At 65.2% G+C, this 24,512-nt stretch carries 22 protein-coding genes; 20 read left to right on the forward strand and 2 right to left on the reverse strand.

Features of this window, described 5'->3' with window-relative positions:
- From AC6LKD_RS28250 to aspT (AC6LKD_RS28265), 4 genes are all read left to right on the forward strand, one after another.
- Positions 1 to 443, forward strand: a 443-nt coding sequence (locus AC6LKD_RS28250) for an electron transfer flavoprotein subunit alpha/FixB family protein (RefSeq protein WP_498118103.1), incomplete at its 5' end; no start/stop codon positions are given.
- Between the two features lie 195 nt (positions 444 to 638).
- Positions 639 to 2,330 (forward strand): aspartate-alanine antiporter, encoded by a 1,692-nt coding sequence (gene aspT, locus AC6LKD_RS28255; RefSeq protein ID WP_013392408.1) that lies wholly within the window; start codon positions 639 to 641, stop codon positions 2,328 to 2,330.
- 104 nt (positions 2,331 to 2,434) lie between these two features.
- Positions 2,435 to 4,255, forward strand: a complete 1,821-nt coding sequence (locus AC6LKD_RS28260; RefSeq protein WP_498118104.1) for a bifunctional aspartate transaminase/aspartate 4-decarboxylase — start codon at positions 2,435 to 2,437, stop codon at positions 4,253 to 4,255.
- A 37-nt stretch (positions 4,256 to 4,292) separates the two neighbouring features.
- Entirely contained in the window at positions 4,293 to 5,993 is a 1,701-nt protein-coding gene (aspT, locus tag AC6LKD_RS28265; RefSeq protein ID WP_013392410.1) for an aspartate-alanine antiporter, read from the forward strand.
- Here aspT (AC6LKD_RS28265) and AC6LKD_RS28270 read toward each other — a convergent pair.
- Positions 5,990 to 6,925: a LysR substrate-binding domain-containing protein gene (locus AC6LKD_RS28270; RefSeq protein ID WP_498118105.1), complete on the reverse strand. Its 936-nt coding sequence runs from the start codon at positions 6,923 to 6,925 to the stop codon at positions 5,990 to 5,992. The two genes, aspT (AC6LKD_RS28265) and AC6LKD_RS28270, sit on opposite strands and share 4 nt — an antisense overlap.
- 95 nt (positions 6,926 to 7,020) lie before the next feature.
- Between AC6LKD_RS28270 and AC6LKD_RS28275 the strand changes: the two genes are divergently transcribed.
- From AC6LKD_RS28275 to AC6LKD_RS28340, 14 genes are all read left to right on the forward strand, one after another.
- Positions 7,021 to 8,226, forward strand: a complete 1,206-nt coding sequence (locus tag AC6LKD_RS28275; RefSeq protein WP_498118106.1) for a CaiB/BaiF CoA transferase family protein — start codon at positions 7,021 to 7,023, stop codon at positions 8,224 to 8,226.
- Positions 8,223 to 8,990 carry an enoyl-CoA hydratase/isomerase family protein gene (locus AC6LKD_RS28280; protein ID WP_492274743.1) on the forward strand — a complete coding sequence of 256 codons (768 nt, stop codon included), beginning with the start codon at positions 8,223 to 8,225 and terminating at the stop codon, positions 8,988 to 8,990. The genes AC6LKD_RS28275 and AC6LKD_RS28280 overlap by 4 nt, the downstream gene beginning before the upstream one ends.
- A gap of 65 nt (positions 8,991 to 9,055) precedes the next feature.
- A complete protein-coding gene (locus AC6LKD_RS28285) occupies positions 9,056 to 10,033 on the forward strand; it encodes a tripartite tricarboxylate transporter substrate-binding protein (RefSeq protein WP_498118107.1) in 978 nt (325 codons plus the stop codon).
- Positions 10,034 to 10,043: 10 nt separating this feature from the next.
- Positions 10,044 to 11,870, forward strand: coding sequence for an acyl-CoA dehydrogenase (locus AC6LKD_RS28290; protein ID WP_498118108.1), 1,827 nt, complete (start codon positions 10,044 to 10,046; stop codon positions 11,868 to 11,870).
- A 147-nt stretch (positions 11,871 to 12,017) separates the two neighbouring features.
- On the forward strand, positions 12,018 to 12,659 hold the full coding sequence (locus AC6LKD_RS28295; RefSeq protein WP_042792543.1) for a peroxiredoxin: 642 nt from the start codon (positions 12,018 to 12,020) through the stop codon (positions 12,657 to 12,659).
- A 272-nt stretch (positions 12,660 to 12,931) separates the two neighbouring features.
- Positions 12,932 to 13,912 (forward strand): sulfate ABC transporter substrate-binding protein, encoded by a 981-nt coding sequence (locus AC6LKD_RS28300; protein WP_085947848.1) that lies wholly within the window; start codon positions 12,932 to 12,934, stop codon positions 13,910 to 13,912.
- 24 nt (positions 13,913 to 13,936) lie between these two features.
- A complete protein-coding gene (cysT, locus tag AC6LKD_RS28305) occupies positions 13,937 to 14,827 on the forward strand; it encodes a sulfate ABC transporter permease subunit CysT (RefSeq protein WP_041655295.1) in 891 nt (296 codons plus the stop codon).
- Positions 14,824 to 15,723, forward strand: a complete 900-nt coding sequence (gene cysW, locus AC6LKD_RS28310) for a sulfate ABC transporter permease subunit CysW (protein WP_492274740.1) — start codon at positions 14,824 to 14,826, stop codon at positions 15,721 to 15,723. Before cysT ends, cysW begins: the two co-directional genes overlap by 4 nt.
- 26 nt (positions 15,724 to 15,749) lie before the next feature.
- Entirely contained in the window at positions 15,750 to 16,814 is a 1,065-nt protein-coding gene (locus tag AC6LKD_RS28315; protein WP_013392420.1) for a sulfate/molybdate ABC transporter ATP-binding protein, read from the forward strand.
- Positions 16,811 to 17,554: a phosphoadenylyl-sulfate reductase gene (locus tag AC6LKD_RS28320; protein ID WP_492274739.1), complete on the forward strand. Its 744-nt coding sequence runs from the start codon at positions 16,811 to 16,813 to the stop codon at positions 17,552 to 17,554. The genes AC6LKD_RS28315 and AC6LKD_RS28320 overlap by 4 nt, the downstream gene beginning before the upstream one ends.
- Before the next feature lie 41 nt (positions 17,555 to 17,595).
- Entirely contained in the window at positions 17,596 to 18,504 is a 909-nt protein-coding gene (gene cysD, locus AC6LKD_RS28325) for a sulfate adenylyltransferase subunit CysD (RefSeq protein WP_498118109.1), read from the forward strand.
- A 41-nt stretch (positions 18,505 to 18,545) separates the two neighbouring features.
- A complete protein-coding gene (locus tag AC6LKD_RS28330) occupies positions 18,546 to 19,844 on the forward strand; it encodes a sulfate adenylyltransferase subunit 1 (protein ID WP_013392423.1) in 1,299 nt (432 codons plus the stop codon).
- Between the two features lie 211 nt (positions 19,845 to 20,055).
- Complete coding sequence (locus AC6LKD_RS28335) at positions 20,056 to 21,402, forward strand: PA0069 family radical SAM protein (RefSeq protein ID WP_498118110.1); 1,347 nt, start codon at positions 20,056 to 20,058, stop codon at positions 21,400 to 21,402.
- Between the two features lie 73 nt (positions 21,403 to 21,475).
- Positions 21,476 to 21,940 carry a hypothetical protein gene (locus AC6LKD_RS28340; RefSeq protein ID WP_013392425.1) on the forward strand — a complete coding sequence of 155 codons (465 nt, stop codon included), beginning with the start codon at positions 21,476 to 21,478 and terminating at the stop codon, positions 21,938 to 21,940.
- Positions 21,941 to 22,051: 111 nt separating this feature from the next.
- Here AC6LKD_RS28340 and AC6LKD_RS28345 read toward each other — a convergent pair whose 3' ends face one another.
- Complete coding sequence (locus AC6LKD_RS28345) at positions 22,052 to 22,924, reverse strand: EamA family transporter (RefSeq protein ID WP_013392426.1); 873 nt, start codon at positions 22,922 to 22,924, stop codon at positions 22,052 to 22,054.
- Positions 22,925 to 23,221: 297 nt separating this feature from the next.
- Here AC6LKD_RS28345 and rplS point away from each other — a divergent pair, with 297 nt between their 5' ends.
- Both rplS and AC6LKD_RS28355 read left to right on the forward strand, forming a co-directional pair.
- Positions 23,222 to 23,602, forward strand: a complete 381-nt coding sequence (rplS, locus tag AC6LKD_RS28350) for a 50S ribosomal protein L19 (RefSeq protein ID WP_006218237.1) — start codon at positions 23,222 to 23,224, stop codon at positions 23,600 to 23,602.
- A 123-nt stretch (positions 23,603 to 23,725) separates the two neighbouring features.
- Positions 23,726 to 24,457 (forward strand): CoA pyrophosphatase, encoded by a 732-nt coding sequence (locus tag AC6LKD_RS28355; protein WP_013392427.1) that lies wholly within the window; start codon positions 23,726 to 23,728, stop codon positions 24,455 to 24,457.
- Positions 24,458 to 24,512 lie beyond the last annotated feature (55 nt).

A 24,512-nucleotide genomic window follows, 5' to 3' on the forward strand; every position in this document is an offset into this window, starting at 1 on the left:
CAGTGGAAGAAATCGCCGCCGTCGCCGATTCGGGCCTGTCCACCTTCGTGGGCCGCGAAGTCGCCAAGAGCGACCGTCCGGAACTGGCCGGCGCGCGCGTCGTCGTCTCCGGCGGCCGCGGCCTGGGCAGCGCCGAGAACTTCAAGATCCTGGATCCGCTGGCCGACAAGCTGGGCGCCGCACTCGGCGCCTCGCGCGCCGCGGTCGACGCAGGCTATGCGCCTAACGACTGGCAAGTCGGTCAAACCGGCAAGATCGTCGCGCCGCAGCTGTATGTGGCGGTTGGTATCTCGGGTGCCATCCAGCATCTGGCCGGCATGAAGGATTCGAAGGTCATCGTGGCCATCAACAAGGATCCGGAAGCGCCGATCTTCGGCGTGGCCGACTATGGCCTGGTGGGCGACCTGTTCCAGGTTGTGCCTGAACTGACCGGCGCGCTGTAAGTCTTATCGCGCTGCGGTATTGAAGGCCCGCCAGCTTCGCGCTGGCGGGCTTTTTTATTTTTGACGCCAGGACCACACATCCTTTGATTTCAATATCCCAAATCTTTTGATTTCTCGAAAGATTCTGATAATGTGTTCCGCGCGCAGCTAGATTCGCGCAAGTGCTCGACCTGTACAGAACGAAGGAGATTCGGGATGGAATGGTTCTTTGACACTCTGCGAAAATATCCGGAACTTGCGATATTCCTTACCCTCGGTGTCGGGTACTGGATAGGCGCCAAGAAGATCTTCGGATTCAATCTGGGAGCCGTGACCGGCACGCTGTTGGTGGGCGTTCTGGTGGGACAGCTCAATATCACGATCGCTCCCGTCCTCAAGCAGGTCTTCTTCCTGCTCTTCCTGTTCGGTCTGGGTTACGGCGTCGGACCGCAGTTCTTCCGAGGGATGAAAAGCGATGGCCTTCCCCAGGTCATCTTTGCCGTCATTATTTGCGTGATCTGCCTGTTGGTGACATGGGCGACAGCCGTAGGCTTCGGCTTCGATGCCGGCACCGGCGCGGGCCTGTTGTCAGGGGCCCAAACCATTTCCGCGGTCATGGGCGTGGCGACGGACACCATCAACGGTTTGGGCATAGACGCAGCCACCAAAAAGAAATGGATCGACAGCATTCCTGTCGCCTACGCGGTTTGCTACATCTTCGGCACGGTCGGAAGCGCCTGGATCCTGGCATCCCTGGGCCCGAAGCTGATGCGCGTGGACATCGTGAAGGAGTGCCAGGAATACGAAGCCAAGATGTCCGGCGGCGCCGACTCGATGGAATTGTCGGGCTACCGCAAGTTCATTGCGCGCGCCTACAAGCTGGACCGCGAGGAATTTGTCGGCAAGACGGTGGGAGATCTGGAGTCCCGCTTCGTCGAGGCTCGAGTGTTCGTGGAACGCATCCGGCGCGGCGACCAGATCATCGACAGCGATGCCAAGACGGTGCTGCAGCAGGGCGACATACTGGGCGTGACCGGCAGGCATGACGCGCTGGTCACCCAGGCCGCTGGCATCATCGGCACCGAGGTCGAGGACCGCGACCTGATCAGCATGCCCGCCGAGGTCGTCGAGGTCGTGCTGACCAACAAGAACATCGCCGGCAAGACCATCAAGGAAATCGCGGACAGCGAAGCCGGCCGCGAACTGGGACGCGGCGTGTTCCTGCGCAAGGTCGTGCGCGGCGGCCACGACATGCCGGTCAACTGGGGCCTGAAGCTGGACCGCGGCGATCGTTTGTTCGTACTGGGCGCCAAGCGCGACGTTGAGCGCGTGGTCGGCCGGCTGGGCTACGTGGACCGCGCCACCAGCCAGACCGACATGGTCTTCGTCGGTTTCGGCATCCTGCTCGGTGGCCTGTTCGGCTCGCTGGTGCTGACCGTGGGCGGCGTTCCCGTCACCTTGTCGACCTCCGGCGGCGCGCTGATTTCCGGCCTGATTTTCGGCTATCTGCGCTCGGTGCATCCGACCTTCGGCCGGGTGCCGGAACCGGTGCACTGGTTTCTGACATCGGTGGGGCTGACGACGTTCGTTGCGGTCGTGGGCATATCTTCAGGGCCGGGATTCGTGCTGGGCTTCCAGCAATTGGGCGCCAAGCTCTTCATCGCGGGCATCATCGCCACCAGCGTTCCGATGATCGTGGGCGTGTACATTGCGCGGTACGTATTCAAGTTCCATCCCGCCATCGCGCTGGGAGTCTGCGCCGGAGCCCGGACCACCACCGCGGCCATCGGCCAAATCACCGAAACGGCGAAGAGCCAGGTGCCCGCCCTGGGCTACACGGTTCCCTACGCCATCGGCAATACCCTGCTCATCATCTGGGGGATTGTCATCGTCATGCTCATGTCCTAGCAGAACGCCCCGCAAGCCCCGCGCTTGTGGGGCGTTTTGCAAGCGCGCCGGCCCGGCCGGCGACGCTCAGCGCCTGTCACCACGCAAACCAGGAGTACTGAACAATGGCTTCCACCGCGCCTCTCACCGTCAGCCTGGCCTCGGCCTTGAAAACCACCCGTTCGCGCCAACGCGACCTCGAACAGCTTTCTCCGTTTGAACTGAAGGACTACCTGATCACGCTGGCCAAGGACAACCAGCACACCGCCGCCATCACCATGTTGAACGCCGGCCGCGGCAACCCGAACTGGATCGCCACCGAACCGCGCGACGCCTTCTTCCTGATGGGCCAGTTCGCGATGAAGGAAGCGCGCCGCGTGCGCGACGAGTCCATCCTGGCGGGCATGCCGGCCAAGAAAGGCTGCGCCGACCGGATGCGCAAGTTCCTGTCCAAGCACAAAGGCATGGACGGCTACGATTTCCTGGTCGGCGTGCTGGAATACGGCGTCAAGGTCAAGGGCTTCGACCCCGACGCATGGGTCCATGAATTGACGGACAGCATCATCGGCGACAACTATCCCGTGCCGCCGCGCGCGCTGGTCCATCTTGAACAGATCGTGCACGATTACCTGATCAAGGAAATGTGCGACGGTCGTCCGCCCAAAGGCAAGTTCGACCTGTTCCCGGTCGAAGGCGGCACGGCGGCCATGTGCTACATCTTTGATTCGCTGATGCAGAACGGCTTGCTGAAGCAGGGCGACACCATCGCGCTGTTCCTGCCCACCTTCACGCCCTACATCGAGATCTCGCATCTGGAGCGCTTCCAGTTCAAGATCGTCCCGATCAACGCCAGCAGCCTGCGGGCCGACGGCACCCATGATTGGCACTATCCGGCGTCTGAAATCGCCAAGCTGGAAAATCCCAAGATCAAGCTGGCGGTCACGGTCAACCCCAGCAACCCGCCGTCGGTGGCGTTCAGCCCGGTCGAGATGAAGCAGATCGTGCGCCTGATCCGCAAGAACCCGGACCTGGTGCTGGTGACGGACGACGTCTATGGCACCTTCGTGCCGAACTTCCGCTCGCTGATGGCCGAAGTGCCGCATAACACCATATGCGTGTACTCGTTCTCGAAGAACTTCGGCTGCACCGGATGGCGCCTGGGCGTGATCGCGACCCATGAAAAGAACACCATGGACCGCCGCATCGCCGAACTGCCGGCGTCCTGGAAGCAGCGCTTGAACAAGCGCTACGGCGCCATGACGATGGAGCCCGAAAAGCTCAAGTTCATCGACCGGCTGGTGGCCGACAGCCGCAATGTCGCGCTGAACCACACCGCAGGCCTGTCCCTGCCGCAGCAGGTGCAGATGGGCTTTTTCGCGCTGTCGCATCTGATGGACCTGAAGGACTCGTACAAGCACCTGACGATGAAGATCGTGCGCGCGCGGCGCGATGCGCTGTGGCGCGGCCTGGGCATCCCCATGCCGCCCGAAGATCCGATGCGCGCCTGGTACTACGTCGAGCTGGATTTCATGGTCTGGGCCAAGATCACGTATGGCGAGGCGTTCTGCAAGTACATGATGTCCAACTATGAGCCGGTCGACTTCCTGTTCCGCCTGGCCGAGAAGTCCGGCGTGGTGCTGATGGACGGCGGCGGCTTCGGCGGCCCGCCGTGGTCGATCCGTGTCTCGCTGGCGAATCTGGACGATGGAGACTACGCCAAGATCGGCAAGCACATGGTCGAAGCCGCGACCGAGTACGTCGAGGCATGGAAGGCCGGCGAGCTGGTGCGTTCGGGCCCGACGGCCGGCAAGGGCCAGACCACGAAGGCGCCCGCAGCCAAGCGCAAGGCGGGCAAGACCGCGGTCGCCAAAAAGGCTGTCAAGAAAGCGGTGAAGAAGGCCGACGTGGCGGTGAAGTCCGTCAAGAAGGCGGCCGCGCGCAAGTAGGCAGGCCAGGCAGCAACCTCCAGGGCGACATGACGACATGACTTGCACCGTCGGGTTTTTCAATAGCGTTCCCATCGCAGTGCTGTTCGTGACGGTGGGCTTGGGATACCTGATCGGCAAGCTCAAAGTCGGGCCAATCCAGCTGGGCGGCGTGTGCGGAACACTCATCGTCGCCCTGCTGATCGGCCAGACGGGTTGCCAGATGCGCGGCGACCTGAAGGAAGTCGCGTTCGCCCTGTTCATCTTCGCAATGGGATATTCGGGCGGGCCGCAGTTCTTCGCCAACCTGAACCGCTCCAGCCTGCGCTACATCGCGCTGCCCCTCATCGAAGCCTTGCTGGTGCTGACCATCGTGCTGTCGGCAGTGCCGCTGTTCGGCCTGGACGCGGGGACAGCGGCGGGTCTTGCGGCGGGCGCGGCTACCGAATCGGCCGTGGTCGGGACCGCTGCCGAGGCGCTCAAGCACCTGGGCCTGGCGGACGCCGAGGTCCAGCGCATGGAAGCCAATATCGCCACAGCCTATACGCTGACCTACCTGGTGGGCCTGATCAGCATTGTGTTCTTCACCAGCCAGATTGCGCCGGCGCTGTTGCGCATGAATCTGCGCGAGGCCTCCAAGGCGTTGGAGGAAAAGCTGGGCGTCGCCGGGGGCGAGGGCGAGGACGCGAACATGCCCACCTTGCCGCGGCTCGTGGGACGCTCGCACGTGGTCAAGGACGCGGATGGCAAAAGCGTGGCCGAAGTGGAGTCCGCGCTGGGCGGGCGCACGGTCATCAGCCGCATCCTGCGCAATGGCGAGGCGGTGGACGCCACGCCCGAGGACATGTTGGCCACGGGCGATATCGTGGTGGTGCTGGGCTTGCGCCGCTTCGCGCTGCGTGCGGGTTCCGTCATCGGACCCGAAATCCAGTTGCCGGAAGCGCATGCCGACGATCTGCAACTCAGCGAGCTGGCCGTCATCGTCAACAAGAAGACGGTCAACGGCCATACCGTCGGGGAACTGGCGAAGCGGCCGAACGCCCGCCGGGCGCGCGGCGTTTTCCTGCAATCCATTGTGCGCTCGGGCCACTCCTTGCCGATCACGCTATCCACGGTGGTGCAGTATGGCGACCTGGTTACGCTGGTCGGCGCCGAGCCCGAATTGTCGGAAGCCGGTGCGGCCCTGGGCAACGAACTGCGGCGCAGCGGCGTGACCGACCTGGTGTTCCTGGCTTTCGGCATCCTCGCGGGCCTGATGATAGGCAGCCTGAGCGCGCGGCTCTGGGGCATACCCGTGTCGCTGGGCAGCGGCGGCGGGGCGCTGGTCAGCGGCCTGGTCTGCGGCTGGATCAACGCCAAGCGGCCGGCGATAGGGCATATGCCGGACCATGCCGTGCAGTTGTTGAAGGACCTGGGGCTGGCGGTGTTCGTGGCCTGCGTCGGACTGTCGGCGGGACCCGAGGCCATTGCCTTGATCCGTGAACATGGCGCGGTGCTGCCGCTTATCGGCCTGCTGGTTTCGTTGGGGCCGGCCTGCCTGTCGCTTTGGCTGGGCCACAAGATCCTGAAGATCGAAGGGCCCCTGCTGGTCGGCGCCATCGCCGGCCAGCATGTCAGCACCCCGGCCATCAGCGCCATCCTGACGTCCAGCGGCAGTTCCGTGCCGCTGTTGGGCTACACGGTGACGTATGCCATCGCCAACGTGCTGCTGCCGGTGCTGGGGCCGATCATCGTGTCGCTGGCGCACCATCTGGCCTAACGGGGGCTCTGCCGCAGCAGCGCGCATCCCTGCCAGGTCTGATCGTCGATCAGGCGCTCTATTTCGTCTTTGCACAGATCGATGACCCGGCTTACCGCCGGCGTGGGAGGCAGACTCTCGCTGGCGCAGAGCACCAGTTCACGCGACAGGGTTTCGTCCAGCGCGTGCGCCACGATCGATCCGTCCGCGATTTCAGGTTGGGCTGCCGAGGACGGCAGTATCGTAGCCGCCATTCCGCTGCGCACCGCCGGAACAAGGATCGCCGACGTGCTCGCTTCGGCGAACAGATTGCAGGTCAGGCCTGCCGTCAGGAAGGCATGGTCGAGGCGCGCGCGCAGGGTATTGGGCAGGCTGGGCAGGACGAGCGGCAAGGCGGCGAAGTCCGCAATGGCCAGGGTACGGCGCGGCAGCGTCACGCTGGCGTGGGCCAGCAGGAACAGGTTTTCCCGCAGCAGCGGCGTGCGCAGCAGGCCCTGGATAGGCTGCTGGTCCGGCGACAGGGAAAAATCGATGCGCCCCTGCAGAACCAGCTTGGTCAGGTCCGCGCTGGGCACGTCGACGATTTCCAGCACCACCGAGGGCAGTTCCGCCTTGGCGCGGCGCATCAGCGGCAGGGCCAGCATGCGGGCGGTGCTGGAGGCCAGCCCGATCGATACCGTGCCGGTGACCTGATCCGTGGTCTTGGAGAGCAGGCTGCGGGTGCTGTCGACCTGACGCAGAATGGTTTGCGCATGTCGGTACAGCAGCAGGCCTTCGGCGGTGGGCTGCGCGCCCTTGACGCCGCGCACCAGCAACGAGACGCCCAGGCTTTCCTCCAGCAGCGCCATCTGTTGGCTCAGCGCCGGCTGCGCGACGTGCAGGCTTGCCGCTGCGCGGGTCATGTTGCGCATTTCAACGACACGGACAAAGTACTTGAGTTGGCGCAGATTCATTGAATAAGAGAATCTTATGGATAGATCGGAAAATAGTATTTTCGGCGCTCTCGAGGTGCTGCCTAGAATGGGCTTCGCATCAAGGGAGAACGAAAATGAGTCTGCCGTTGGCAGGGTTGAAAGTGCTGGATCTGACCCGAGCGCTCTCCGGACCGTTCTGCACAATGATTCTCGGAGACCTGGGCGCTGAAGTCGTCAAGGTGGAGCCCATGCCGGCGGGCGAAATGGCGCGGCAATGGGGCCCCTTCGAAGAAGATATAAGTGTTTATTATCTTAGTGCCAATCGTAGCAAGCAAGGTATAGGCGTGGACTTCCGCAAGCCGGAGGGACTGGCGCTGCTGCGCAGAATGGCCCTGGCGTCCGACATCGTGGTCGAGAACTTCAAGGTCGGAACCATGGATGCGATGGGCCTGGGTTACGAGGCGCTGGCGCAGGAACAGCCGGGGCTGATCATGGCGTCGATCTCCGGTTTCGGCAGCAAGGGGCCGGCGCGGGACTGGGCTGGCTTTGACCAGGTCGCGCAAGGCTACTCCGGCTTCATGAGCCTGACGGGCTCGCCGGAGTCGGGGCCGATGCGAGTGGGAGTGGCCGTGGGCGACTTGACCGCAGGCATGTGGCTGACGATAGGGATCCTGTCCGCCGTCGCGCAGCGTTCGTCGACCGGACGTGGGCAGCATGTGGAAACGTCGCTGCTGGCTGGACTCATGGCATTACTCAGCGTCCAGGGCCAGCGCTACCTCAGCAAGGGGGAAATCCCCGAACCTTGCGGCAACGTGCATCCGGTCATCGCGCCCTACGGTACTTTCGAGACCGCGGACGGGCCGCTCAATCTGGCGCCGGCGACCCAGGCGATGTGGGTCAAGCTCTGCGGCATACTCGGGCTCTCCCATCTGGTGTCCGACGAGCGCTTCCTCACGAACGCGGAGCGCATGCAGCACCGCTATGCGTTGAAGCAGGAGCTGGAGGCCGGCCTCCAGCGCAAGACGCGCATGGAGTGGACTGCGCTGATGATCGAAGGCGGCATTCCCGCCGGGCCCATTAATACCCTGGAAGACGTGTTCGCCGATGCGCAGGTGCAGGCCTGCGGACTGGTGCGCTCCCTGGACCACCCGCTGCTGGGCGAGTTGCGGCAGGTGGACCTGCCCCTGGGCCTGAGCGCTGCGGGCACGGCAAGCCGCCGCGCCCCGCCTGTCTTCGGCCAGCACACGCGTGAAGTGTTCGCGCGCTACGGGATGGCGGATGCCGAGATCGATCGCCTGTTGGCGGACGGGGTGGCGCATCAGGCGGAGGTCTACGCATGACGGCGCCTTCCGATACACCCAGCTTGTCCATTGACGGACACGTTGCCACCGTCCGCCTGCGCAGGCCTGGCCATGCCAACCGGCTCGGTCCCCAGGACTTGGCTGTTCTCAGGGAGCATTTGGACCGGGTCAATGCGGACGACGCGGTCAGGGTGCTGCGCTTCCAGTCCGAGGGCAAGTATTTCTGCAGCGGCTATGACATTTCGTCCCTGGCGTCGGACCAGGCGCCCAGCTCTCTCTATTTTGGCCAGACCATGGACCTGATCGAGGCGGCGCGGCCAGTGACGATAGCGGCGGTCCAGGGCGGGGCCTATGGCGGCGGCACCGACCTGTGCCTGGCCTGCGATTTCCGCATCGGCACGCCGCAGGCGGATATGTTCATGCCGGCCACGCGGCTGGGCCTGCATTTCTACGCTGGCGGCATGTCGCGCTATGTGGCGCGGCTTGGCCTGGATCAGGCCAAGCGGCTGTTCCTGACCGCGGAAAAGCTCCAGGCCGACGAAATGCTGCGCATCGGATTCCTGACCGAACTGGTGCCCGAGGAGACGCTGGCGGCGCGGCTGGACGCCTTGAGCGCGCAGATAGCAGCGATGGCGCCGATCCCGCTGTTCGGCGTCAAGGCGCACCTGAACCGCATCGCGCGGGGCGAACTCGATCTGGCCGGAATCGAACAGGCGGTATTGCGTTCCGAGCGGTCGCATGACCTGGCTGAAGGCGCGGCGGCCTGGAAGGAGAAGCGCGCGCCGCATTTCACCGGCTGCTGACGCAGCCGGCGCATGAGCAGAGAGCCGCAGCACAAGCGGCTCCGATTCCACCAAAGGAGACACCGATGAAACCCGCTATCGCCGCCTGCGGCGCCGTACTTGCCGCTGTTGCCACTTTGTCCGCGATGCCCGGAGGGGCGCACGCGGCCGCTCCTTACCCCTCCAAGCCCTTGACGCTGGTGATCGGATTTCCGCCTGGCGGCGGGGCGGATCAGGTGGGCCGCGTCTATGCGAACGCACTTGCCAGGCAGTTGAAGCAGCCGGTCGTCATCGAAAACCGTCCTGGCGCAGGATCGACCATCGGCGCCAGCCTCGCCGCGCGCGCCGCCGCCGACGGCTACACGCTGTACCTGGGCAATTCCAGCGTCATGGGCAGCGACAGCGCGCTGTACAAAGTGGATTACACGCCGGATAGTTTCGTGCCCGTGGCGCAGCTGACCACCGGTCCCATGGTGCTGATCGCGAACGCCAAGCTGGGGCTGAAAGACGTGCAGGACCTGATCGACCGTGCCAAGAGCAAGCCGGGGTCCATCAACGTCGCGTCGTCCGGCAACGGCGTCATTACGCACCTGGCGGCGGTCGAGTTCATGACGCTCTCCGGCGTGAAGCTGATGCATATTCCCTTCAAGGGAGGGGCCGCGGCGGCGCAATCCGTGGCAGCGGGCGACACCGACGTCTCGTTCGCCACGGCGCCGTCGGCCAAGTCGGTGATCGACACCGGCAAGGTAGTGGCGCTGGCGGTCACGTCCGGCCAGCCTTCCCGGCTGTTGCCCTATCCTCCCATTTCGCAGACCGTGCCCGGCTATGACCTCTCGAACTGGTGGGGCATCTTCGCTCCCAAGGGCACGCCGGTGGAAGTGCTGGAGACGCTGTTCAAGGCCAGCAATGAGGTGCTGGCTTTGCCCGACGTGCAGCAGGGCATGGCCGCCGGCTATGAAGAAGTGACACCGTCCGCGTCCCTGGCCGCGTTCGGGGACTATGCCCGCAAGGAAGGAGGCAAGGGTTTAAGATTGGCCAAAGAAAGCCTAGAGACTGCCAATTGATGGAGACCCCATGCCCTACGTAACCCCGCTGCAGGACTTCCGCTTCGCCTTGAACGAGCTGGCCGGACTCGACGAAGTCCTGAAGCTGCCCGGCTTCGAAGAGGTCACGCCGGACCTGGTGGACGCCATCCTGGAAGAGAACGGGCGTTTCGTGGAACAGGCCGTGGCGCCGCTCAATGTACCGGGTGACACGCAGCCGCCGGTCTGGAAAGACGGCCAGGTCACCACGACGCCGGGCTATGCGCAGGGTTTCAAGGACTACGCGGCGGGCGGCTGGCAGGGCTTGCAGCATCCCGTGGCCTGGGGCGGGCAGGGCCTGCCCAAGCTGGTCGCGGCGGCGCCGGGCGAGAACATCCAGGCGGCCAGCCTGGCATTTTCCTTGTGTCCCATGCTGACGGACGGGGTGATCGAGGCGCTGCTCACCGTCGGATCCGAAGCGCAGCGCAAGCAGTACGTGCCGCAACTGATCGGCGGCAAGTGGACTGGCACGATGAACCTGACCGAGCCGCAGGCCGGCTCGGACCTGGCGCAGGTCGCGACCCGCGCGGTGAAGCAGGCTGACGGCAGCTACCGGCTGAGCGGGCAGAAAATCTTCATCACCTATGGCGACCACGACCTGGCCGAAAACATCATCCATCTGGTGCTGGCGCGCACCCCGGACGCGCCCGCCGGGGTGAAGGGCATCTCGCTTTTCATCGTTCCCAAGTTCCTGGTGCAGGCCGACGGCAGCCTGGGCAAGCGCAACGACGTCTGGTGCGCGTCGCTGGAGCACAAGCTGGGCATTCACGGCAGCCCCACCGCCGTGTTGCTTTACGGCTCGGGCAAGGGCGAAGTGGGCGAGGGCGCCATCGGCTATCTGGTCGGCGAGCAGAACCGCGGCCTGGAATACATGTTCATCATGATGAATGCCGCCCGCTATTCGGTGGGGCAGCAAGGTATAGGCGTGTCGGAGCGTGCCTGCCAGCACGCGCTGGCCTATGCGCGCGAGCGCGTACAGGGCCGCGCCATCGAAGGGTCGGCTGGCCCTGTGGCCATCGTGCACCATCCGGACGTGCAGCGCATGCTGATGACCATGAAGGCGTTGACGGAGGCGGCGCGCGCCGTGTCCTATGTGACGGCGGCAGCGCACGACAAGGGCACGCATCATCCCGACCCGGAGCAGCGCTCGCGCAACCGGGCCTTCTACGAGTACATGGTGCCCATCGTCAAGGGTTTCTCGACCGAAACGGCGGTCGAGGTCGCGTCCCTGGGCCTGCAAGTGCATGGCGGCATGGGCTACATCGAGGAAACCGGGGCGGCGCAGTACTACCGCGACGCACGCATCCTGCCCATCTACGAGGGCACGACCGCGATCCAGGCCAACGACCTGGTCAGCCGCAAGACGCAGCGCGACGGCGGCGCCACTGCCCATGCCGCGATCGCGGCGATGCGGGAGACGCTGCGCGCCGTGGAGACCGAGGCGAAGCGCGCGTCCGCGGGCGAGCAGGAGGGGCTGCGCCTGCTGCGCGACAACCTGGACAGCGCCATCCAGGCCTACGAGGCCGGCGTGGCCTTCATCCTGGAACAATCGCCGACCAATATCAGGGCGGTCTATTCCAGCAGCGTGCCTTATCTGATGCTGGCCGGGGTGGTGCACGGCGGCTGGCAGATGGCGCGGGCCGTGCTGGCCTGCCGGCGCCACCTGGCGGCCGGGTCCACCGATCCGTTCCACACAGCCAAGCTGGCGACTGGATTGTTCTACGGCGCCCACATCCTGCCGCGGGCGCTGGCCCTGTCGGCCGCGGTGCGCGCGGGAGTGGTGGCGGACGCCTGCGGCGCCAGCTTGAATATTGCATAAGGTTATATGACTTGCGTATTTCCCCAGCTGCAGGTTTGATGGAAGAATCGTTTCACAGGCGCTACCTTGCGCCAAGAAACGCTGTTCTGCGCCGCCTGCCGCGACGGGCGGCCAGCCCCTCACCTGCATCCGCACACAGGAGACACCATGAGTCATCTACGCCTGGGCGACACCGCCCCTGATTTCGAACAGGAATCCTCGGCTGGACCGATCCGCTTCCATGAGTATCTGGGTAACAGCTGGGGTGTGCTTTTCTCGCACCCGGCCGATTTCACGCCCGTCTGCACCACCGAACTGGGCTACACCGCCAAGCTGGCCGACGAGTTCGCCAAGCGCAACGTGAAGGTGCTGGCGCTGTCGGTGGACGGCACCGATTCGCATACCAAATGGATCGAGGACATCAACGACACGCAGTCCACCAAGGTCAACTTTCCGATCCTGGCCGACAAGGACCGCAAGGTGTCCGAGCTCTACGACATGATCCACCCGAACGCCAACGCCACGCTGACCGTGCGTTCGGTGTTCATCATCGACCCCAACAAGAAGGTGCGCCTGACCATCACGTATCCGGCCAGCACCGGTCGCAACTTCAATGAAATCCTGCGGGTCATCGATTCCCTGCAACTGACCGACAGCCACAGCGTGGCCACGCCGGTGAACTGGGAAGATGGCGACGACGTGATCATCGTTCCGTCGCTGCAGGACGAGGCCGTGATCAAGCAGAAGTTTCCCAAGGGCTACAAGGCCGTGCGCCCCTATCTGCGCATTACGCCGCAGCCTAATAAGTAAATTCGGAAACCGCAGGGGCTGGTCCCTGTTCGAAACCGCCGCCTGCCCTTTGGGGAGGCGGCGGTTTTTCATTGGGGCGCGCGTGGGGGGCAGGGCAGATTCCCATTGCTGGGACGGCGGTCCTATATGCCTGCGAGCGATGAGCAACCAAATAATGATTCGTTCCGTTCAGAACGCCCAGCCAGCACACTTGCTCCCACATTGCCGAACACAGGGAGCATGGGATGTCTTTCAGGAAAGCCGGTTGGTTGGCCGCCTTGGCCGCAGTGACGATGTCGTTTGCCGCGATCGCGCCGGCGCAGGCGCAGCAGAAGCAGACGCTCCTGAACGTCTCGTATGACCCGACCCGCGAGCTGTATCGCGCGATCGACGACGCGTTCATCAAGCAATACAAGGAAAAGGCCAACGTCGATCTGACCATCCGCCAATCGCACGGCGGTTCCGGCCGCCAGGCGCGCTCCGTCATCGACGGCCTGGAAGCCGACGTGGTGACCCTGGCGCTGGCCTACGACATCGACGCCGTCGCCGACCGCGGGTTGCTGCCTGCCGACTGGCAGGCCCGCCTGCCGCAGAACAGTTCGCCCTATACCTCCACCATCGTGTTCCTGGTGCGCAAGGGCAACCCCAAGCAGATCAAGGACTGGGACGACCTGGTCAAGGACGGCGTACAGGTCATCACGCCCAATCCCAAGACCTCGGGCGGGGCGCGCTGGAACTACCTGGCGGCCTGGGCCTACGCGCTGGAGAAGAACGGCGGCAGCGAGGATAAGGCCCGCGCCTTCGTGGGCGACCTGCTCAAGCACGTGCCGGTGCTGGATACCGGCGCGCGCGGCGCGACCACCACCTTCGTGGAGCGCGGCGTGGGCGATGTGCTGCTGGCCTGGGAAAACGAAGCCTTCCTGGCGCTGGAAGAGCTGGGTCCGGACAAGTTCGACATCGTGGTGCCGTCGCTGTCCATCCTGGCCGAACCGCCGGTGGCCGTAGTCGACAAGGTCGTGGACAAGAAGGGCACCCGCGCTGCGGCGCAGGCCTACCTGGAATTCCTCTACACGCCCGCCGCGCAGGAAATCATTGCCAGGAACTACTACCGGCCCATCGACAAGACCGTGGCCGCCAAGTACGAAAGCAAGTTCCCCAAGGTCAAGCTCGTGACCATCAACGACCAGATCTTCGGCGGCTGGCGCAAGGCGCAGAAGGATCACTTCAGCGACGGCGGCACCTTCGACCAGATCTATCTGCCGCAAAAGAAATAAGCACATCACGATCGGACGATGGCCATGACTACAGCCTCGAACCCGGCGGCAAGCGGCGCGCAAGCGCCTTTTGCCTTTCGGCGCAACAGCCCGGGCGTGCTGCCCGGATTCGGCATCTCGATGGGTTACGCGGTGCTGTACCTCAGCATTCTCGTGCTCATCCCGCTGGCGGCCTTGCCGATCAAGAGCGCGGGACTGGGCTGGCAGGGCTTCTGGGACACCGTGACCGCGCCGCGCGTCGTGGCTTCGTACCAGCTGACCTTCGGCGCATCGCTGATCGCGGCGCTGGTGAATCTGGTGTTCGGCACGGTGGTGGCCTGGGTGCTGGTGCGCTACCGTTTCCCGGGCAAAAAAATCCTGGACGCGCTGGTGGACCTGCCGTTCGCGCTGCCGACGGCGGTGGCCGGCATTGCGCTGACCTCGCTGTATTCGCAGAAGGGCTGGCTGGGCGGGCCGCTGGCCGACTGGTTCGGCTGGAAGGTGGCGTTCACGCCGCTGGGCATCGTCATTGCGCTGATCTTCATCGGCGTGCCGTTCGTGGTGCGCACGGTGCAGCCCGTGCTGGAAGACGTGGAGCGCGAGATCGAGGAGGCCGCGGCCAGCCTGGGCGCCAACCGCTGGCAGACCATACGCCGGGTATTGCTGCCCATCATCATGCCGGCCCTGATGACTGGCTTCGCGCTGGCCTTTGCGCGCGCGGTGGGCGAGTACGGCTCGGTGGTGTTCATCGCGGGCAACATGCCCATGGTGTCCGAGATCACGCCGCTCTTGATCATCGCCAAGCTCGAGGAATTCGACTACGCCGGCGCCGCCGCCATCGCCACGGTGATGCTGGCGCTTTCCTTCGCGTTGCTGCTCGTCATCAATCTGCTGCAGGGCTGGCAGGCCCGCCGTAACCTCGGGAGGCTCGCATGAGCGCCGCGGACCGTCCCGCCCATCTGACCGAGCCGCGCTGGGTGCGCGGCGTGCTGCTCTTCGTCGCGCTGGGATTCCTGGCGCTGTTCCTGCTGGTGCCGCTGGCGGCGGTATTCGTCGAGGCCTTCAAGAAGGGCTGGCAGCTGTACCTGGACGCCATTGTCGAACCGGACGCGCTCGCGGCCATCCGCCTGACGCTGCTGGTCGCGGCTATCGCGCTGCCGGTGAATCTGGTGTTCGGCGTGGCAGCGGCCTGGGCAATCACCAAGTTCCAGTTTCGCGGCAAGCAGTTCCTGATCACCTTGATCGACTTGCCGTTCTCGGTGTCGCCGGTGGTGGCCGGCCTGGTGTTCGTGCTGCTGTTCGGCACCCAGGGCTGGTTTGGCGGCTGGCTGCAGGAGCACGACATCAAGATCGTCTACGCGGTGCCGGGCATCGTGCTGGCCTCGCTCTTCGTGACCTTTCCTTTCGTGGCGCGCGAACTGATCCCGCTGATGCAGGCGCAAGGCAGCGAAGAAGAGCAGGCCGCGCTGACCCTGGGCGCGAGCGGCTGGCAGATCTTCTGGCGCGTGACGCTGCCCAACATCAAGTGGGGCCTCTTGTACGGCGCCATCCTGTGCAACGCGCGTGCCATGGGCGAATTCGGCGCGGTGTCGGTGGTGTCCGGGCAGATTCGCGGCCTGACCAACACCATGACTTTGCACGTCGAGATTCTCTACAACGAATACCAGTATTCCGCGGCGTTCGCCGTGGCGTCGTTGCTGGCCCTGCTGGCGTTGGTGACGCTGGTGGCCAAGAACGTCGTCGAGTGGCGCAACGCGCGCTTACAGCAAGCCGCCGACCTGCCGGTCGAGTATCCCGGCCAGCCGGCCGCCATCAAGCCGGCCCTGGCCTGACGCGGCGGCTTGCAAGGAGACCAAGCATGAGTATCGAAGTCCGCAATCTATCCAAGCGCTTCGGCCAGTTCCGCGCGCTGAACGACGTTTCGCTGCATATTGAAACGGGTGAGCTGGTCGCGTTGCTGGGCCCATCGGGCTGCGGCAAGACGACGCTGCTGCGCATCATCGCGGGGCTGGAATCGGCCGATTCCGGCAGCGTGCTGTTTGCCGGCGAAGACGCCACCGCGGTGGACGTGCGCCAGCGCCAGGTTGGTTTCGTGTTCCAGCACTATGCGTTGTTCAAGCACATGACGGTGTTCGAGAACGTGGCCTTCGGCCTGCGCGTCAAGCACCGTTCACAGCGCCCCTCGGAAGACGTGATCCAGCGCAAGGTGCATGACCTGTTGGGGCTGGTGCAGCTGGACTGGCTGGCGGACCGCTATCCGGCGCAGCTGTCCGGTGGTCAGCGCCAGCGCATCGCCTTGGCGCGCGCGCTGGCCGTGGAGCCGCGGGTGCTGCTGCTGGACGAGCCCTTCGGCGCGCTGGACGCCAAGGTGCGCAAGGAATTGCGGCGCTGGCTGCGCCGTCTGCACGACGAGCTGCACGTGGCCAGCGTGTTCGTCACCCATGACCAGGAAGAAGCGCTGGAAGTGTCGGACCGCGTGGTGCTGATGAATTCGGGCCGCGTCGAGCAGGTCGGCACGCCGCGCGAGGTCTGGGAAGAACCCGCCACGCCGTTCGTGTACGGCTTTCTGGGCGACGTGAACCAGCTGCAGGGCTTTGCCACGCGCGGCGTCTGGAACGGCGCCGGCCTGTCCTTGCCCGCGCCGGAGCTGGCCCAGGCCGAAGCCCAGCGCGCCACCGCCTACGTGCGGCCGCACGAGTTCGATGTCGAGCGCTATCGCGCCGGCGCGGACGGCATTCCGGTGCGCCTGGCGCACGCCTTCCTCGCCGGTCCCAGCGCCTACCTGGAGCTGGCCAGCGAGGATTCCGACGCCATCATCGAAGCCGAGGTGCCCGAGTCCCTGTACCGGGAACTGGGCCTGCGCGATGGCGAAATCCTGTTGGCGCGTCCGCGGCGGGCGCGCATTTTCGCGACGCAATCATGAGCGCTACTGATCTCTCTCTTGAACTCGAGGCGGGCCTCGCGGCGCGCTGGCGCGACCTGGGCTTGCGGCTGGCCGACGTGCAGCGGCGCTACCCGGACGCCGCGCTGGCGTCCTCGCTGGCGGCCGAGGACATGCTGCTGACGCACGCCATCTACAGCGCCGGCCTGGACCTGGAAGTCTTCACGCTGGACACGGGCCGGCTGCATGCCGAAACGCTGGGCGTGCTGGACGCCGTGCGCGAACGCTATGGCCGCGAGGTCACCGTGTATCGGCCGGTGGCGGCCGCCGTCGAGCAGCACGTCGCCGAGCACGGCGCCTACGCCTTCTACGAAAGCGTGGAACTGCGCAAGGCCTGTTGCCAGATCCGCAAGGTCGAGCCGCTCAAGCGCGCGCTCGCGGGGCGCGGCGCCTGGATCACCGGACAGCGGCGGGCGCAATCCACCACCCGTGGCGAATTGCCGCTGGAAGAGGACGACAGCACCTTCGGCCTCTACAAGTTCAACCCGCTGGCGGAATGGAGCGAGGACGAGGTCTGGTCCGCCATCCGCGCCTTGGGCATTCCCTACAACCCGCTGCATGATCAGGGCTACCCGTCCATAGGCTGCGAACCCTGTACGCGTGCCATCCGGCCTGGCGAGGACCTCAGGGCGGGGCGTTGGTGGTGGGAGTCGTCGGACTCCAAGGAATGCGGCCTGCATGCGGGCAACCGGGTCATCAGCATCGCGGCGCGCGCCGATTGATGCGGCCCACGAATTCGAAATCTGTTTTAGGGGAAGTGCATATGTCTGCTGTGATCCAACGCAGCCACCTGGATTGGCTGGAATCGGAAGCCATCTTCATCCTGCGCGAGGTGGCCGCCGAAAGCGAAAAACCCGTGCTGCTGTTCTCGGGCGGCAAGGATTCCGTGGTGCTGCTGCGCCTGGCCGAGAAGGCCTTCCGGCCGGGACGGTTTCCGTTCCCGCTGATGCATATCGATACCGGCCACAACTTCGACGAAGTGATCGCCTTCCGCGACGCGCGCGCGGCCGAGCTGGGCGAGACCCTGATCGTGCGCAGCGTCGAGGATTCGATCGCGCGCGGCAGCGTGGTGCTGCGCCGCGAAACCGATTCGCGCAATGCCGCCCAGGCGGTCACGCTGCTGGAGGCGATCGAGGAATTCGGCTTTGACGCCTGCATCGGCGGCGCTCGCCGCGACGAGGAAAAGGCCCGCGCCAAGGAACGCATCTTTTCGTTCCGGGACGAATTCGGAAAATGGGATCCGAAGGCTCAGCGCCCGGAACTCTGGAACCTGTTCAACACCCGCGTGCATCGCGGCGAGAACATGCGCGTCTTCCCGATCTCGAACTGGACCGAGCTGGACGTCTGGCAATACATCCAGCGCGAGCAGCTGGCGCTGCCATCCATCTACTACAGCCATGAGCGCGAGGTCGTGCGCCGTAAGGGCCTGCTGGTGCCAGTCACGCGGCTGACGCCGCCGCTGGAAAGCGAACAGGTCGAACGCCTGCAGGTGCGCTTTCGCACGGTGGGCGACATCTCCTGCACCTGCCCGGTGGCGTCCGACGCCGCCGACACCATGGCCATCATCGCCGAGACCGCGGTGACCGACATTACCGAGCGCGGCGCCACGCGCATGGACGACCAGACTTCCGAGGCCTCGATGGAGCGCCGCAAGAAGGAAGGCTATTTCTGATCGCATGACACGCCGGCATGCGCCGGCGACCAGGGACGCACATGAACGCACTAAACGATTCTTTTCTTTCCGGCGCCGACACGGGCGTGTTGCGCCTGATCACCGCGGGCTCGGTGGACGACGGCAAGTCCACGCTGATAGGCCGCCTGCTGTATGACAGCAAGGGCGTGTTCGCCGACCAGCTGGATGCGATCTCGCGCGCCAAGCACAAGCGGGTGGCGGGCGACGGCATCGACTTCTCGCTGCTGACCGATGGCCTGGAGGCCGAGCGCGAGCAGGGCATCACCATCGACGTGGCCTACCGCTATTTTTCGACGCCGGCGCGCAAGTTCATCATCGCCGATGCACCGGGGCACGAGCAGTACACGCGCAACATGGTCACGGGCGCGTCGACCGCGGACGTGGCCGTCATCCTGATCGATGCCACCCGCGCGGCCGACGGCGTGCTGCTGCCGCAGACCAAGCGCCACAGCACTATCGCGCGCCTGCTGGGCATCCGCCACATCGTGGTGGCGGTCAATAAGATGGACCTGGTGGAGTGGGACCGCGCCGTGTTCGAGCGGATCCGCGACGCCTATGCCGACCTGGCGCGCAAGCTGGGCATTGAGCATTTCGACGCGCTGCCGCTGTCGGCGCTCAACGGCGACAACGTCGTCACCTTGTCACCGCAGACGCCGTGGTACCAAGGGCTGCCCTTGCTGGCCTTGCTGGAATCGCTGGACCTGGCGAGCGACGGCCGCGTCTTGCCGCTGCGCTTTCCGGTGCAGTGGGTGGCGCGCCATGACGGCAACCGCAAGGACGATTTCCGCGGCTATGCCGGCCGCGTCGCCAGCGGCGTGCTGCGTCCTGGCGATGAGATCGCGGTGCAGCCTTCGGGCGTGACCGCGGTCGTGCGCGAGGTGCGCGCCTTCGACCGCGCGCTGGATGAAGCAGTCGCGGGCGACTCGATCACGCTGGTGCTGGACCGCGACGTGGACGTGTCGCGCGGCGACGTGATCGTGCATGCGTCGGCGCCGGCGCAGGTCACGCGCGAGTTCGAAGCGGAGTTGTGCTGGCTCGATGCGCAAGCTTTGAATCCGGCGCGCAAGTATCTGCTGAAGTCGGGCACGCGCCTGACCTCGGCGAAGATACGCGCGGTGCTGTCGCATCGAGACATCCACGAATTGCAGGAAGTGGAGAACACCGAAGGCACGCTGCGCATGAACGACATCGGACGCGTGACGCTCACCACGCGCGAGTCGCTGGCGGTCGATCGGTATGCCGATGTGCCCGCGACGGGCGCCTTCATCCTGATCGACGAGGCCACGCATCAGACCGCGGCGGCGGGTATGTTGCGGTAACCCGTAAGAGGCCGGAAAACAACGGATTTTCGGCCTTCCAGATCTTGTTGTTTTTTCGCTAAACCTAGTATTGGCGCGGGTTTTGGCGCGATCTCGCCTGGTGAAATCGATTTGTCCGGACGGCGTCGGCGTCTTGCGGTAAAGTGGGGCTGTCTTACGAAAAGGCTTTTGGTGCTTGTCAAAACCACTGTGTTTTTGTACAGTAGTTTTCATGGCACGCACCGATCATTCTTTTCCCGCCGGTTCTGGGTCCCCGGCTGCCGCCCCCGCCGCCTTGCGCGGTCGGGGTGCGGTTACTAATGTTCGGCATCGCTTTCAGCGCGATGACCGTGTGCAGGTCGACGACGGCTGGTCCTCCTCCGGTCTACCCGCCGACTTCGTTGAATCCGTCCCTGATAATTTTTCCGAAGCCGCCGCTGACAAGCCAGCCGAGCGCGTCATTCCCATCCTGCCGGACGCGCGCATCGCGCCCGCCGCTCCCAAGACCACGGTCACCGCCGAAGAGGCGCGCAAGATGCTGTCGCGCAACGATTCGCCCGACATTCCCTTCGACGTGGCGGTCAATCCCTACCGGGGCTGCGAACATGGCTGCGTCTATTGCTATGCCCGGCCCACCCATTCCTATCTGGGCCTGTCGCCCGGGCTGGATTTTGAAACCCGGCTGGTGGCCAAGGCCAACGCGGTCCAGGCCCTGCGCGCCGAACTGGCCCGGCCCGGCTACAAGCCGTCTCCCATCAACATCGGCTCCGCCACGGACGCTTATCAGCCCATCGAACGCGAATGGCGTCTGACCCGCGGCCTGCTGGAACTGATGCTGGAAACCCGCCATCCGCTGACCATCGTCACCAAGAACGCGCTGGTCGCCCGCGACCTGGACCTGTTGGCCGCGCTGGCCGAGCAAAAGCTGGTGGTGGTGTACATGAGCATCACCACGCTGGATGCCGGCATGGCCCGCACGCTGGAGCCGCGCGCCGCCGCGCCGTGGCGCCGCCTGGAAGCCGTGCGCAGCCTGACCGATGCCGGCGTGCCGGTGGGCGTGCTGGTGGCTCCCATCATTCCGTTCATCAACGACGAGTCCATGGAACACATCCTCCAGGAGTCCAAGGCGGCCGGGGCGCATTACGCCAGCTACACCGTGCTGCGCCTGCCCTGGGAGGTCAAGACCCTGTTCGAGGACTGGCTCAACGCCCATTTCCCCGACCGCGCCCAGCGCGTGCTGCATCGCATCGAAGACCTGCGCAATGGCCGCCGCAACGACCCCAATTTCGGGTCGCGCATGCGCGGAACCGGCGTCTGGGCTGATCTGCTGCGCCAGCGCTTCAGCCTGGCCACGCGCAAGCTGGGCTTGAACCGCCACCGCCTGGCGCTGGATTGCGACCGTTTCCTGCCTCCCGCCGCGCCTGCGGCGAAGGTTGCCGATTTCCTATCCCCGGTTGGCGCGCAAGCGTCTTCAGGGGTCCCTTTTCCCGCCGTATCGCCCGCAGCCGGCGGCGCGCACGGGCGCGTAGCGCGCCAGTTGCAAGCCATGGCCGCAGGCCAGTTGTCATTGTTCGATTGACCGCCGGCTGCCGCCGCGCATGCCTGCCGGGGGGCTATGCCCTGGCGCTGGACCGTCTTTGCTAGGAGTTCCCATGAACACCGCTGATATTTCCGTCTTGTCGGACGACCTCGTCGTCACGCTGAACCCGCTGCGCCGCAGCTCGCACCGCGCCCGCGCCTGGTGCGCCAAGGTGGCAGGCATGGCGATGCCCTGGAATTCGCCTGCGGCCGACGTCGAGCCGCGCCGTCGCGCGCGGCCCGGTTCGGGGCCTGCGCGTTGGCCGTTCCCCCCGGCGCCCGCCGAAGCCGGCGCACTGACCGGCCAAGCCGTTGCCGCTCCGCTGCCGATGCCTGCGCCTGCCGCGCCTGCGGCCGCTGTCGGGGTTTCAGCGGCTGCGGCGCCAGCCACCCGGGAACGCAGTCTGGGCAACGCCACGGTGGAACCCGTGACGGCTCAGGTGACGATGAAGGCCATGGTGATCGACGTGGTGATGGTATTGGCTTGGGGCGCGATCATCCCCGGCCTGATGTGGCTGGGCGCCGCCGCCGGGTTTTGAACGGCGGCAGGCTCCGCCGGAACTGGCCAGGCGAAACCTGCCGGCGCAGGACGCCGACGGAAAGTTAGACAAGGACAGCCCGTGAACCGGCACTGCCCGACCGAGTACCCGTCAGCTCGATCCCAGCAGGATGACGCCGGCCAGGATGGACAGGCAGCCTAGCAGGCGGCCGATTCCGACCTTTTCCCGCAGCAGGAACATGCCAGCCAGGGTGCCCAGCATCATGGACATTTCCCGCGCAGGGGCCACTAGGCTTAGCGGCGCGCCGTTGCGCAAGGCATACAGCACCAGGATGTAGCCCAGCGGCGATAGCAGACCTACCGCCAGCGCCAGATGCCAGTGTCCGCGCATGGCCTCCCAGGCCTGGGGGCGGCGGCGCAGCATGTGAGGGGTCATCATGGTTGTGCGGGTCACACAGGTAAACCAGTCGAACAGCACCGGGCTGATCAGCAGCACCTTCACGCCGTAGGCGTCGACGACGGTATAAGCGGCGATGAACAGGCCGATCACCACGCCCCAGCGCACGCCTATCCACGCCTGCGCCTGCTTGAAGATGGCCAGCCGGCCCTGCGTCGCGATCAGCAGCACGCCGGCCACCACGCAGAGCATGCCGATGATGCCGGTGCTGGTGGCGGGTTCGCCCAGCAGCAGAAAGGCGCCGGTGGTGGACAACAGCGGTCCGGTGCCGCGCGCAATGGGGTAGACCACAGACAGGTCGGCCACCTGATAGCCCCGTTGCAGGCACAGGCTGTAGCCCAGATGCAACAGGCTGGAGGTCAGGATGGCGGCGACCACGGGCCAGGTCCAGGTCATGCCGTCGTGCATCAGCACCCAGATGACCCACGGCGCATACAGGACCGACGCGCACAATCCATAGGCGAAGACGAACGGCGCGCCCACCATGGCCGCGCGCTTGGCGAGCAGATTCCACGTGGCGTGGGCCATTGCCGCCAGGACGACCAAGATCAGGGACGAGTACGACATGTAGGAACAGCGTCAAATGACGTGTTTGTTACAGAAGACGGAAGGGTACTCCAAACCGCGAGAACCGGGGCCATGTTACCTGATGCTCTGAGCGATTTTTGGTGTAGAATCATTGGTTTGCCAAATCTCATCCTCTGCTTGCGGCACATGCAACGGGGGCTGGTCTCACCGCCAGCTAGCCGTGCAACACGCGACGGATGCAGGCAGCGCACATAGCGCAGCCTTGCAAAAACCGCGTGAACAACATCGAACGGCAAAAGTTTTAGTCCGCAAAGACATGATGATCTAGGAGTTCTCATGAACCTCATCGCTATCCTGGAACAGGAAGAAATTGCCCGTCTGACCGGCGGTCAAGCCAAGCCTGAATTTGCTCCTGGTGACACCGTCATCGTGAGCGTGAACGTCGTTGAAGGCACCCGCAAGCGCGTGCAGGCTTTCGAAGGCGTCGTGATCGCCAAGCGCAACCGCGGCCTGAACTCCGCGTTCACCGTGCGCAAGATTTCGTCGGGTGAAGCCGTGGAACGTACGTTCCAGCTGTACTCGCCGCAAATCGCCGGCATCGAAGTCAAGCGCCGCGGCGACGTGCGCCGCGCCAAGCTGTACTACCTGCGCAACCGCTCGGGCAAGTCGGCGCGTATCAAGGAAAAGCTGGTCAGCAAGCAAGCCTCGGCGGCTTGATCGCTTATCGGCACACGGCCCTACCAGTGTCGGACGCTCACGCCATCCAGCGTTTTCGTTCGGCACGGGTTTCCGGGTTAAAAAGGCACCTGCGAGGGTGCCTTTTTCTTTTTGCAGAGCCGTATGTCTGATTCCTCGTCTTCCCCGCGGCCCCGGCGGCCGCTGGCGCGTCCCGGCTTCGACCCGGCGACGCAACCCTGGGTGGTGGCCAACGAGTCCCTGCCGGCCGTGCCCAGCCGTCTGCTGACCCCCGATTCGCTGCGGGGCACGCTCAGCCAGCCGTCCACCTGGACGCTGGAGCTTTCGCGCGACACCGACCTGCGCTATCCCGGCCGCGAAGGCGTGCCCGTGCCGGCGGCGGTGCTGATCCCTCTGGTGACGCGCGACAACGGCGTGCACATCATGTTGACGCAGCGCGCCGCCCACCTGCACGACCATGCGGGCCAGATCAGCTTTCCGGGCGGGCGCATCGAAACCAGCGACTCCACGCCGGAGGCCGCTGCCTTGCGCGAAGCGCAGGAAGAAACCGGGCTGCCAGGCAATCACGTGGAAGTGCTGGGCAGCATGCCGCCGTACCTGACGGCGACGGGTTTTTCCATCATTCCGGTGGTGTCGCTGGTGCGCCCGGGCTTCGACCTGGCGCCGGACGCGTTCGAGGTGGCCGAGGTGTTCGAGGTGCCGCTGTCGTTCCTGATGGATCCGGCCAACCACCGGCTGTACGAAGCCCGCCTGGATGACGGCCGGGTGCGCCAGTATTACGGCATGCCCTACGGCAAGTATTTCATCTGGGGCGCGACCGCCGGCATGCTGCGCAACCTCTATCACTTGCTGCGCCACGGCTTCACGCCGCGCTGATCCTGTCTGGCGCGTTTCGCCGCAATGAATACGGCCCCGTTCAGGGGCCGTATTC

It is taken from the genome of Achromobacter sp. D7-1 (assembly GCF_059760445.1).

Excerpts from the sequence above, each read along its gene's own strand:
- aspT (WP_013392408.1), top strand. The coding sequence starts at position 639 with ATGGAATGGTTCTTTGACACTCTGCGAAAATATCCGGAACTTGCGATA.
- AC6LKD_RS28260 (WP_498118104.1), top strand. The coding sequence starts at position 2,435 with ATGGCTTCCACCGCGCCTCTCACCGTCAGCCTGGCCTCGGCCTTGAAA.
- aspT (WP_013392410.1), top strand. The coding sequence starts at position 4,293 with ATGACTTGCACCGTCGGGTTTTTCAATAGCGTTCCCATCGCAGTGCTG.
- AC6LKD_RS28270 (WP_498118105.1), bottom strand. The coding sequence starts at position 6,925 with ATGAATCTGCGCCAACTCAAGTACTTTGTCCGTGTCGTTGAAATGCGC.
- AC6LKD_RS28275 (WP_498118106.1), top strand. The coding sequence starts at position 7,021 with ATGAGTCTGCCGTTGGCAGGGTTGAAAGTGCTGGATCTGACCCGAGCG.
- AC6LKD_RS28280 (WP_492274743.1), top strand. The coding sequence starts at position 8,223 with ATGACGGCGCCTTCCGATACACCCAGCTTGTCCATTGACGGACACGTT.
- AC6LKD_RS28285 (WP_498118107.1), top strand. The coding sequence starts at position 9,056 with ATGAAACCCGCTATCGCCGCCTGCGGCGCCGTACTTGCCGCTGTTGCC.
- AC6LKD_RS28290 (WP_498118108.1), top strand. The coding sequence starts at position 10,044 with ATGCCCTACGTAACCCCGCTGCAGGACTTCCGCTTCGCCTTGAACGAG.
- AC6LKD_RS28295 (WP_042792543.1), top strand. The coding sequence starts at position 12,018 with ATGAGTCATCTACGCCTGGGCGACACCGCCCCTGATTTCGAACAGGAA.
- AC6LKD_RS28300 (WP_085947848.1), top strand. The coding sequence starts at position 12,932 with ATGTCGTTTGCCGCGATCGCGCCGGCGCAGGCGCAGCAGAAGCAGACG.
- cysT (WP_041655295.1), top strand. The coding sequence starts at position 13,937 with ATGACTACAGCCTCGAACCCGGCGGCAAGCGGCGCGCAAGCGCCTTTT.
- cysW (WP_492274740.1), top strand. The coding sequence starts at position 14,824 with ATGAGCGCCGCGGACCGTCCCGCCCATCTGACCGAGCCGCGCTGGGTG.
- AC6LKD_RS28315 (WP_013392420.1), top strand. The coding sequence starts at position 15,750 with ATGAGTATCGAAGTCCGCAATCTATCCAAGCGCTTCGGCCAGTTCCGC.
- AC6LKD_RS28320 (WP_492274739.1), top strand. The coding sequence starts at position 16,811 with ATGAGCGCTACTGATCTCTCTCTTGAACTCGAGGCGGGCCTCGCGGCG.
- cysD (WP_498118109.1), top strand. The coding sequence starts at position 17,596 with ATGTCTGCTGTGATCCAACGCAGCCACCTGGATTGGCTGGAATCGGAA.
- AC6LKD_RS28330 (WP_013392423.1), top strand. The coding sequence starts at position 18,546 with ATGAACGCACTAAACGATTCTTTTCTTTCCGGCGCCGACACGGGCGTG.
- AC6LKD_RS28335 (WP_498118110.1), top strand. The coding sequence starts at position 20,056 with ATGGCACGCACCGATCATTCTTTTCCCGCCGGTTCTGGGTCCCCGGCT.
- AC6LKD_RS28340 (WP_013392425.1), top strand. The coding sequence starts at position 21,476 with ATGAACACCGCTGATATTTCCGTCTTGTCGGACGACCTCGTCGTCACG.
- AC6LKD_RS28345 (WP_013392426.1), bottom strand. The coding sequence starts at position 22,924 with ATGTCGTACTCGTCCCTGATCTTGGTCGTCCTGGCGGCAATGGCCCAC.
- rplS (WP_006218237.1), top strand. The coding sequence starts at position 23,222 with ATGAACCTCATCGCTATCCTGGAACAGGAAGAAATTGCCCGTCTGACC.
- AC6LKD_RS28355 (WP_013392427.1), top strand. The coding sequence starts at position 23,726 with ATGTCTGATTCCTCGTCTTCCCCGCGGCCCCGGCGGCCGCTGGCGCGT.